Origin of the sequence: Shewanella sp. AC91-MNA-CIBAN-0169 (assembly GCF_040310165.1) — a bacterium.
Taxonomy (GTDB): Bacteria; Pseudomonadota; Gammaproteobacteria; order Enterobacterales; family Shewanellaceae; genus Shewanella.
This window is the reverse complement of record NZ_JBEOPM010000146.1, coordinates 1-259: the sequence shown is the minus strand read 5'-3', so window position 1 is coordinate 259 and position 259 is coordinate 1. Positions and strand designations below refer to the sequence as shown.

Here is a 259-nt window from a genome sequence, read left to right as displayed (position 1 = left end):
GCCAAATACTGCGTTTAAATCAAGCAGGCCGTTTTTATGCTCAAGCCCCATTGTTGGCCAGCATTTTTCGATTGCAGCGGCTTGGCCTTTGGTTAATCGGCCTTCGCGTTTTACAAAACTACGAATAGTGCGGATATACTTACCTTCTTGCTTAGCTTGCTCAAGGTTGTTGTTACTTGATTCACTCATATTATTGGCCTGACAAAACAATGTGTTTAAAAATGGTTGCGTATTATCCCTGACCCGCGCGGGGTTGACA

Annotated in this window: 1 pseudogene; it reads right to left on the bottom strand. The window is 44.0% G+C overall.

What is annotated here, in order from left to right:
- A pseudogene (locus AAEY98_RS22470) lies at positions 1–189 on the bottom strand (tRNA (guanosine(46)-N7)-methyltransferase TrmB); the annotation flags it as partial.
- Positions 190–259 lie beyond the last annotated feature (70 nt).